Annotated in this window: 11 protein-coding genes and 1 pseudogene; 5 read left to right on the top strand and 7 right to left on the bottom strand. The window is 68.9% G+C overall.

Going from position 1 to position 8,085, the window contains the following annotated elements:
• Positions 1 to 76: 76 nt before the first annotated feature.
• The 3 genes from AC1DZ6_RS13620 to AC1DZ6_RS13610 all read left to right on the top strand — a co-directional run bounded on the left by AC1DZ6_RS13620 (position 77) and on the right by AC1DZ6_RS13610 (position 2,227).
• Positions 77 to 994, top strand: a complete 918-nt coding sequence (locus AC1DZ6_RS13620; protein WP_477097701.1) for a sugar kinase — start codon at positions 77 to 79, stop codon at positions 992 to 994.
• A 139-nt stretch (positions 995 to 1,133) separates the two neighbouring features.
• Positions 1,134 to 1,520, top strand: a complete 387-nt coding sequence (locus AC1DZ6_RS13615) for a helix-turn-helix domain-containing protein (RefSeq protein ID WP_477097700.1) — start codon at positions 1,134 to 1,136, stop codon at positions 1,518 to 1,520.
• Complete coding sequence (locus AC1DZ6_RS13610; RefSeq protein ID WP_477097699.1) at positions 1,517 to 2,227, top strand: DUF6456 domain-containing protein; 711 nt, start codon at positions 1,517 to 1,519, stop codon at positions 2,225 to 2,227. The genes AC1DZ6_RS13615 and AC1DZ6_RS13610 overlap by 4 nt, the downstream gene beginning before the upstream one ends.
• Positions 2,228 to 2,284: 57 nt before the next feature.
• Here the strand turns inward: AC1DZ6_RS13610 and AC1DZ6_RS13605 are convergent, their stop codons facing one another.
• The 5 genes from AC1DZ6_RS13605 to trhO all read right to left on the bottom strand — a co-directional run bounded on the left by AC1DZ6_RS13605 (position 2,285) and on the right by trhO (position 5,339).
• Positions 2,285 to 2,737: a PA2169 family four-helix-bundle protein gene (locus AC1DZ6_RS13605; RefSeq protein ID WP_477097698.1), complete on the bottom strand. Its 453-nt coding sequence runs from the start codon at positions 2,735 to 2,737 to the stop codon at positions 2,285 to 2,287.
• 63 nt (positions 2,738 to 2,800) lie between these two features.
• Complete coding sequence (locus tag AC1DZ6_RS13600) at positions 2,801 to 3,130, bottom strand: hypothetical protein (RefSeq protein WP_477097697.1); 330 nt, start codon at positions 3,128 to 3,130, stop codon at positions 2,801 to 2,803.
• Positions 3,131 to 3,212: 82 nt separating this feature from the next.
• A complete protein-coding gene (locus tag AC1DZ6_RS13595) occupies positions 3,213 to 3,962 on the bottom strand; it encodes a glucose 1-dehydrogenase (RefSeq protein WP_477097696.1) in 750 nt (249 codons plus the stop codon).
• 98 nt (positions 3,963 to 4,060) lie between these two features.
• Positions 4,061 to 4,351, bottom strand: coding sequence for an ArsR/SmtB family transcription factor (locus AC1DZ6_RS13590; RefSeq protein ID WP_477097695.1), 291 nt, complete (start codon positions 4,349 to 4,351; stop codon positions 4,061 to 4,063).
• A gap of 49 nt (positions 4,352 to 4,400) precedes the next feature.
• On the bottom strand, positions 4,401 to 5,339 hold the full coding sequence (gene trhO / locus AC1DZ6_RS13585) for an oxygen-dependent tRNA uridine(34) hydroxylase TrhO (protein ID WP_477097694.1): 939 nt from the start codon (positions 5,337 to 5,339) through the stop codon (positions 4,401 to 4,403).
• Between the two features lie 79 nt (positions 5,340 to 5,418).
• Here trhO and AC1DZ6_RS13580 point away from each other — a divergent pair, with 79 nt between their 5' ends.
• Positions 5,419 to 5,580 (top strand): hypothetical protein, encoded by a 162-nt coding sequence (locus AC1DZ6_RS13580; protein ID WP_018061533.1) that lies wholly within the window; start codon positions 5,419 to 5,421, stop codon positions 5,578 to 5,580.
• A gap of 88 nt (positions 5,581 to 5,668) precedes the next feature.
• On the opposite strand, the gene AC1DZ6_RS13575 is transcribed toward AC1DZ6_RS13580, so the two are convergent.
• Both AC1DZ6_RS13575 and AC1DZ6_RS13570 read right to left on the bottom strand, forming a co-directional pair.
• Entirely contained in the window at positions 5,669 to 6,094 is a 426-nt protein-coding gene (locus AC1DZ6_RS13575; RefSeq protein WP_477097693.1) for a SufE family protein, read from the bottom strand.
• A 50-nt stretch (positions 6,095 to 6,144) separates the two neighbouring features.
• The gene (locus AC1DZ6_RS13570) at positions 6,145 to 7,005 is read right to left on the bottom strand and encodes a sensor histidine kinase (RefSeq protein ID WP_477097692.1); all 861 of its coding nucleotides are present in this window, start codon (positions 7,003 to 7,005) and stop codon (positions 6,145 to 6,147) included.
• A 180-nt stretch (positions 7,006 to 7,185) separates the two neighbouring features.
• Here AC1DZ6_RS13570 and AC1DZ6_RS13565 point away from each other — a divergent pair.
• A pseudogene (locus AC1DZ6_RS13565) lies at positions 7,186 to 8,085 on the top strand (sensor histidine kinase); the annotation flags it as partial.

Below are 8,085 nucleotides of genomic sequence, written 5' to 3'. Positions count from 1 at the left end.
GGTGGGGGCAAGTGAGTGAGCCTGGATCGCCAGGCGGAAACCCCCTATCACGCCCTCCAACAAGGGGACCCGTCACATGGCCAAGATCACCGTCCTGGGCGAATGCATGGTCGAGCTGTCGCCGGAGGGCGAGGGCCTGCACCGGATGGGGTTCGCGGGCGACACCTTCAACACCGCCGTCTACATGGCGCGCCTCGGCGACGCGGTCGCCTATTGCACGGCCCTGGGCAAGGGCGACCCGTTCAGCGACGGGGCCCTGGCCGCCATGCGCCGCGAGGGGCTGGACACCGCCCTGGTGCGTGAGGCCGAGAACCGCCTGCCAGGCCTCTACGCCATCGTGCTGGACGAGAACGGCGAGCGGAAGTTCCACTATTGGCGCGAGCGGGCCCCGATTCGCGACCTGTTCTCGCAGCACACCGCCGACCAATTGATCGCCGCCGCCAAGGCCAGCGACCTGGTTTACCTGTCCGGCGTCACCCTGGCGGTGATCGGCGATATCGGGCGGGCGCGGCTGAAGGACATTCTGGCCTATGTCCACTCGCTGGGCGTCGCCGTGGCCCTGGATTTCAACTACCGCCCGGCGCTGTGGGCTTCGCCCGAGGCGGCCCGCGAAGCGCTGGACGGCGTCGTGCCGTCTTGCCGCTACGTGTCGCTGAGCAGCGAGGACAGCCGTCCGCTCTACGGCCGCGAAGCCGAGGACCTGGCCGCCGAATGGGCCGCTGCCGGCGCCGAGGTGGTGGCGCGCGACGAGAGCCACGCAGTCAACGTCCACACGCCTGAAGGCCGCATCGCCACCCCCGCGCCGGCCCGGGTCAAGGCGCTGGACACCACCGGCGCGGGCGACAGTTTCAACGCCGCCTACCTGTCCTCGCGCCTGGCCGGCCTGCCGGTCGAGACGGCCGTGAGTCGCGGTCACCAGCTGGCCGCGGCGGTGGTGACGAGCAAGGGCGCGATCATCCCGACGGCCTCTATGCCCATTTGGGCGCGGGGATAGAGCGGGGTCCAGCGCAACGCAATCAAAGGTTTATATTCCTGCTAGACGCGCGCAATAGGAAAGTTATCCTCACCTACGGAATCTCGACCTAAACTTGTGGTCGAGGGCGTCACGGGGACGCCGTTCGCAGGGGAAGCCGATGCTGGCTCAAACTCTCGAGGATCTGTGGGCGATCTCGCCCGACCCACGCCGTGACCGGCTGACAGCCGCCTTCATCACCCACGCCGTGGCCTTGGCGACGGGCGTGTCGCCGGCCGACATCGCGTCGACGAAGCGCGCCAGCAAGTCGGCGGCGCGTGCCCGCCAGATCGCCATCTACCTGGCCCACGTCAATTTCAACTGGCCGCTGATCCGGGTGGCCTTCGCCTTCAACCGGGATCGCAGCACCTGCGGCCACGCCTGCACCCGCATCGAGGACATGCGCGAGAACGCCGCCTTCGACGCCCGGATGAGCGTGCTGGAGGCCTGCGTGAAGCAGGCGCCCGAAGCCATTCCGGAGCTGACGCAGATCGGGGCGGAGCGATGAGCGGCGTCTTCGAGCGAGCGCTGGAGGCCGAGCACCTGGCCGCCCGCGCCGAGCGGCTGCTGCGGCGTCCGGGCGCGCTGATCGAGGTCAAGGGCCTGGGCTATGTGGTCTGCTTCGGTCCCCGGCGGCGGGTGATGCTGACCGTGGACGAGGCCGCCTTCCGGGTGCTGGCCCGCGACGGTGCCCTGGCCTCGCGCAGTGAGGGCGGATGGCGGCTGATCAAGCCGCTCGCCCCGCCTGCGCCGCCGCCGGGACGACCGGGCGTGATCGAGGGTGAGCGCGTGGTGATCGAGGGCAGCGACCAGCACGTGGTGCTGAAGGCCAATCTCGGCGAGTCGCCTGTGGCCTGGCTGGCCCGGCGCGGCGGACTGGAGCCGGTGGAGATCATGGCCGGCGAGCGGCTGCGCGAGGACTTCCAGCGGGCCGGTTCGGTGGGCCGACTGACCATGGACTGGGACGCTCAGCCGCGCTCGGCGGGCGGCGCGCCGCGACTGGAGCCGGCGCTACGGGCGCGCGCGGCCAAGGACCGGATCGCGGCGGCCCTGGCCGAGGTGGGGCCGGGACTGCGGGAGATGCTGGAACGGGTGTGCCTGGCCGAGACGGCGCTGCAGGTCGCCGAGCGCGAGCTGGGCCTGCCAAGGCGGGTCGGGAAGACGGTGTTGAAACTGGCGCTGCAGCGGCTGGCGATGCACTACCGGATGGTTTGAGTAGAGAACTTTCCCTCCCCACAAGGGGGAGGGAAGAGCAACGTTTCTAGGCTCGACCTAGTGCTTCAGCGCTTGCTTGATGTCGCGCATCTGATCGTGGCCCGACTTGACCGAGGTCCAGGCCTTTTCGATCGCGGCGCGGGTCTGGACGTCGACGTCGGTGTCGCCCAGGGCCTTTTCAAACTTGTGCTTGATGTGGTCTTCGCCGGCCTCGACCTCGTTGACGACGGCTTCGTCGCCCTTGGTCAGGCTGTCTTTCAGATTGACGAAGACCCGGTGGGCGGCGGCCAGGATGGTGCCGTCGTCCTTGGGATCGCCGCCCAGGCGGCGGACTTCGTTCTGCAGGTCCGAGGCCACCGAGCGACGCTCCTGGGCGCGCTGGGTGAACAGGGTCTTGAAGCGGGCGCCGTCGGCGTCCTTGGCGGCTTCTTCATAGCCGTCGGCGCTGTCGATGGTGGTTTCGACCAGGCCGTTGACGAGCTTGATGTGATCTTCGTTGGTATGGGCCATGAGGCTCTCCTGGAATGGGGATCGGCTAACGCGGGGCGTCGGCGAAAGGTTCGAAGCGTGGCCTTACTTCGCCAGCTTGGACCCGAAGAAACTCCAGGCGGTGGTGGCCGCGGCGATGGCCGGGGCGCGCGTGCGGCGGTTGATCAGCAGGGCGGCGACGACGCCGGCCCCGACCACGGCGAGGGCCACCGGCACCTTGTAGCCGGCCACGGTGATCTTGCCTTCAGCGTCGGGCGTCAGGGCGTAGTCGGCGGGCGGGGCCGCGGCATAGGGCTCGGTCCCAGCGGTCGAGGGGGTCTTGCTGAACAGCCCCGAGAGCTTGTCCGAAAGACTGGACAGCAGGCCCTGGCGAGCGGCGGCGGGCGTGCCGTAGGAGGCGTCATAAGCGGCCATGGGGAGGCTCCGTCAAAAGAGGTGAGCCTCGATAACGCGGAGGCGGCGGGGTTGATCCCCACCGCCGCCGCTTGTCGCGTGTCTAGCGCGCGCCGCCGGAGACGGCGATGATCTCGCCCGTCACCCAGCCGGCGTCGGCCGAAGCCAGGAACACCGCGACGGGCGTGATGTCGCTCGGCTGGCCCAGGCGGCCCAGCGGGGTCTGCGACACGATGAAGGTCTCGAACTCCGAGCCGGCGACGCCGGCCGCGTGGAAGCCTTCGGTCTCGACGCCGCCGGGATTGATGGCGTTCACGCGGATCTTGCGCGCGGCCAGCTCCTTGGCCAGCACCCGGGTGATCGAGTCCACCGACGCCTTGGTGGCGGTGTAGATCGAAGCTTCCGGCAGGTTCAACGACGTCGCGTTCGAGCTGATGTTGATGACGCTGCCGCCGTCGGCTCCGAAGTTGCGGGCGGCTTCCTGGGTGACAAGCAGCAGGCCCAGGACGTTGATGTTGAACTGACGATGGAATTCGTCGGCGGTCACCGCGTCGAGCGGGCCGAACTGATAGACGCCGGCGTTGTTGACCAGGATGTCGAGCGTCCCGAAGGCCGCCTTGGCCTCGGCGAACAGTCGCGTGATGTCGGCGGGCTTGGACACGTCGGCGTGGACGGCCAGCGCCTTGCCGCCGGCGGCGACGATCTGGGCCACGACCTTGTCGGCGCCGTCGCGGCTGGAGGCGTAGTTGACCACCACGGCCGCGCCCTCGGCCGCCAGGCCCTTGGYGATGTCGGCGCCGATCCCCTTGGACGCGCCGGTCACGACAGCGGTCTTACCTGAAAGCTTGCTCATCGAATTCTCTCCATGCCGCCTCGTGGCGACACTTCGACAGTTAGATAAGCATCGAAGTGATTCAAGGCGCGGAGCCCCGACGAAAAGTGCGGGCGGCCTCAGATTTCGGCGAGCTGGGCGAGATAGGCGTTCAACACGTCGCGCTGAAGCACAAGGAAGGCGAACCGGCCTTCACGGCAGATGCGCACCAGCCCCGAGGTCTCGAGTTCCTTCATGTGGTGGGACATCGTCGCGGCGCTGATGTGCTGGGCCTGGGCCAGGCCGCCGCAAGGCGTCGGGTCCTTGCTGGCGCCGATTTCCCGCAGGATCTGCAGGCGACGCGGCTCGGCCAGGGCCTTGGCGATCAGGGCGGTCTGCCGTTCGGACAGGGTAACGGCCGTTTCGGTCATGCTCGACATATGACGGCGGCGCGGGGTCGGCGCAACGTCATGACGCGAACTAGGGCTCGCGCGGCTCCATCACCGCCCCGACATGGGCGATGCCCAGTTGCTTGGCGCGGGTGGCCTGGCGGTGGCGCTCGGCGTAGCGAGCCTTGGCCTCGTCGTCGCGGGCGTCGTGGCAGGCGGGGCAGGAGACGCCCTCGACATAGTGCTCGGAAGCGCGGTCCTCCGGGCTGACCGGCATGCGGCAGCCCCGGCATAGGGCGTGCGTGCCGGGCGTCAGGCCGTGGCCAACCGCCACGCGCTCGTCGAACACGAAGCACTCGCCACGCCACAGGCTCTCACTGGCCGGCGTGGTCTCCAGATAGTTCAGGATGCCGCCCTTCAGGTGGAAGACCTCGTCGATCCCCTCACGCTTCAGGAAAGCCGTCGACTTCTCGCAGCGGATGCCGCCGGTGCAGAACATCGCCACCTTGGGCGGCGGGGCGGTCGGGTCCCAGGTCTCGCGGAAGGCGCGGAACCAGGCGGGGAAGTCGCTGAAGCTGGCGGTCTGGGGATCGATCGCGCCCTCGAACGTGCCGATGGCGGCCTCGTAGGCGTTGCGGGTGTCGATCACCACCACGTCGTCCTGGGCGATCAGGGCGTTCCAGTCGGCGGGATCGACATAGGTCCCGGCGTTGCTGACCGGATCCAGGTCGCCCGCGCCAAGCGTGACGATCTCGCGCTTGATCCGCACCTTCATGCGGTGGAACGGCATCGTCTCGGCGTCGGCGAACTTCAGCTCCAGCGTGTCACAGCCGGGCAGGGCGCGGATGTGGTCCAGCACCTGGTCGATCGCCTCGGGCGTTCCGGCGATGGTGCCGTTGATCCCCTCGCGGGCCAGCAACAGCGTGCCCTTGACGCCCAGGCCGCAGCACAGCTTCGACAACGGCCGCATGATGGTCAGCGGGTCGGCGAAGGTCGTGAAACGATAAAGAGCGGCGACGCGGAAGGTCATGGGCTGGGCTGATAAGCGCTGGCGCCAGATCTCTCAAGCGTCAGTGGAACTTTCAACCAAGAGACGCGCTTACACCGACATGAGCATCCTGATCGTCATCGTCGTCGCCCTCGTGCTGCTTGGCCTGGCTCTTTACGCGGTCCAACGCAGCCCCATTCCGTCGCCGGTCAACTGGCTGTTGCAGCTGGTGCTGATCGTCATCGCGATCTGGTTCATCGGGACCCGCGCCGGGTTCTTCTGAGTCTAGGGCTCTAAACCCTCCACCTCTCAGCCGTCATTCTCGCCCTTGTGGCGAGAATGACGGTCTTGGAGAAGGTGGTGGGTGCGGGTTAGCGCGCCAGCGCTCCAGCGTCCCGCTGGATCCGCGCGACCATCGCCTTCAGCCCGTTCGACCGCTGAGACGACAAGGCCTCCGACAGGCCCAGCCGGCCCATCGCGGCGGCGGCGTCGAAATCGACGATGTCCCGCGCCGGCCGCCCCGAATACAGCCGCATCAGGATGGCGATCAGTCCGCTGACGATGTGGGCGTCGCTGTCGCCCCGGAACAGGACCGTGCCGTCGGCCTGGGGCTCGGTCACCAGCCACACCTGGCTGGCGCAGCCGCGCACCTTGTTGGCTTCGGAATGCTCGGCCTCGCTGAGCGGCGCGAGGTCCTTGCCCAGCTCGATTACGTAGCGATAGCGCTCTTCCCAGTCGCCGAGCAGTTCGAACTCGTCGGCCAATTCGTCGAGGGCGGCGTCTATGGGGCGTTGCATGAGCGGGACTTAGTGCGGCGACGCCGAAAGAGGAAGGGCCTTTAGCGCCTTTAAGGCCGCGGCCGCGTGCCGTTGCGCGCCGTGGCTTCCGGCAGGGTGACGATGGCGGTGAAGCCGTGGCCCGGCGTGGATTTCAGCCGCAGGCTTCCGTCCATGGCCCGGGTCAGCAGGTCGACGATCGGCAGGCCCAGGCCCGCGCCTTCCGACGACCGGGTCAGGGTGGCGCCGCCCTGTTCGAACGGACGGATCAGACGGGTCAGGTCGGCCGGATCAGCCCCCTCGCCATGGTCGCGGACCTCGATCTCGACGAAGCCGCCGCCGATCTGCTTGGCTTCGATCACCACCAGCCCGCCTTGCGGCGAGTGGGTGAGGGCGTTCTGCAGCAGATTGGTCAGGATGGTGCGCAGGCCCCGACCGTCGGCCCGCAGGCAGGGCAGGGTTCCGACTTCGGGCGCGACGATGCTGATTCCGCGGGCGGAGGCGTCGCCCCGCAGCTGCAGGACCACGTCCTCGACGGCGTCGTCCAGGCTTTCCTCGCCCAGGTCCAGGTCGGTGACGTGGCCTTCCAGGCGGGCGATTTCGACGATCTGATTGACCAGCCGCAGAAGCTTCAGGCCGCTTTCGTGCACCAGGCCGGCGTATTCCTTGTACTGCGGCGCGCCCAGGGGGCCGTACAGCTCGCAGGACAGGATCTCGGAAAAGCCGATCACCGCGTTCAGCGGCGTGCGCAGTTCGTGGCTGACCATGCGCAGGAACGAGCGTTTCTGATCATCCAAGGCCTGCTGGCGACGCGCGCGCGCCGCCGCCCGCCGGAAGGCGGTGGTCTGCGACATCAAACCCGTGTCGGCGCTCGCGTTTTCGCGCGGCGTCTCGGCGGGGCTCGATGCGTCGGTGATCGCCGGTGGCGGCATCAGGGACCTTCTGTCCGTAACTTCGATGGGTCAGAATGAACCAAGGCGCTTACGAATCCGTTTCCGTCCACAAGAAGCTCTGGCGTTAACGATCGCGCACCGATTGTGCGGCCTTGGGAGACTCCCCGCCACGCGTTAAGCTTTGAGGACGAAGACTCACCGAAAGGGATTCTCGCGGCCTTGCCCATTGACGGCTCCCCGTTCCAGACCGACCCCAAGCCGGGTCAGGCCAATCTGTCGGGTAACGCCTCGGCGGGGGCCTTCGGCGCGGCGCATCTGTGGCGGCTGGGCTGGCTGGCGACCGTGATCTTCGCGACGGGCGCGGCGGCCTTCACCCCCGGCGTCGTCGGCCTTCCCATCTGGTTGGCCTTGGCGGCCGGCGCGATTCCGGCCCTGGCGGCCCTCGCCGTGGGCGACCGGCGCGACGAGCGCCTGCAATCCCTGATCCTGGTGCTGTGGGCCACCTGCGGCGCGGGCGCGGCGGTGGTGACCGGCGGCGTTTCGGGCGCGATGAGCGCCTGGATCCTGGCCCCGGTGGCTGCCGCCTCGACCCTGTCCTCGCCCCGACGCCTGGCCGAGGGCGCCAGTCTGGCCCTGATCGGCGGCGCGGTGGCGGCCCTGACCCAGCTGTCGGGCCTGGCGCCGCCCGCGCCCACCGGACCGCTGGCCTTCATCCTGGGCTTCCTGTCGGTGGCGACCGTCGGGGTGGGCCTGGCCTCGGGCCTGATCCTCACTCACCGCCGGGCCGGCGAGCGCGACAACCGCAATGTCGGCGAGCTGAACACCCTTCAGACCCTGGTCGACGGCGCGCCGCAGCTGCTGCTGGTGATCGCCAGCACCGGCCGGGTCAAGAGCGTGCGGGGCGCGGCTCCGCGCGGCGTCGCGACCGTCAGCCTGATCAACGAAGGTCTGGCCTCGGTCGCCACGGCCGGCGACCGCCAGAAGCTCAGCGCCGCCCTGGTCGGCGCGCTCGACGCCGGCGAGGCCAGCGTCGCCTTCGCCCCGCTGTTGGACCCGACCCGCACCGTCTGCCTGGACCTGCGCCAGGTCTCGCCCGACCTGCTGGTGGGCGTCATGCGC

The sequence above is a fragment of the Caulobacter sp. P1_B12_2 genome, from assembly GCF_056406675.1.
The sequence above is the reverse complement of the archived record's forward strand: the minus strand, read 5'-3'. Positions and strand labels throughout refer to the sequence as shown.

Coding starts and splice junctions, on each gene's coding strand:
- AC1DZ6_RS13620 (WP_477097701.1), top strand. CDS start 77: ATGGCCAAGATCACCGTCCTGGGCGAATGCATGGTCGAGCTGTCGCCG.
- AC1DZ6_RS13615 (WP_477097700.1), top strand. CDS start 1,134: ATGCTGGCTCAAACTCTCGAGGATCTGTGGGCGATCTCGCCCGACCCA.
- AC1DZ6_RS13610 (WP_477097699.1), top strand. CDS start 1,517: ATGAGCGGCGTCTTCGAGCGAGCGCTGGAGGCCGAGCACCTGGCCGCC.
- AC1DZ6_RS13605 (WP_477097698.1), bottom strand. CDS start 2,737: ATGGCCCATACCAACGAAGATCACATCAAGCTCGTCAACGGCCTGGTC.
- AC1DZ6_RS13600 (WP_477097697.1), bottom strand. CDS start 3,130: ATGGCCGCTTATGACGCCTCCTACGGCACGCCCGCCGCCGCTCGCCAG.
- AC1DZ6_RS13590 (WP_477097695.1), bottom strand. CDS start 4,351: ATGACCGAAACGGCCGTTACCCTGTCCGAACGGCAGACCGCCCTGATC.
- trhO (WP_477097694.1), bottom strand. CDS start 5,339: ATGACCTTCCGCGTCGCCGCTCTTTATCGTTTCACGACCTTCGCCGAC.
- AC1DZ6_RS13580 (WP_018061533.1), top strand. CDS start 5,419: ATGAGCATCCTGATCGTCATCGTCGTCGCCCTCGTGCTGCTTGGCCTG.
- AC1DZ6_RS13575 (WP_477097693.1), bottom strand. CDS start 6,094: ATGCAACGCCCCATAGACGCCGCCCTCGACGAATTGGCCGACGAGTTC.
- AC1DZ6_RS13570 (WP_477097692.1), bottom strand. CDS start 7,005: ATGCCGCCACCGGCGATCACCGACGCATCGAGCCCCGCCGAGACGCCG.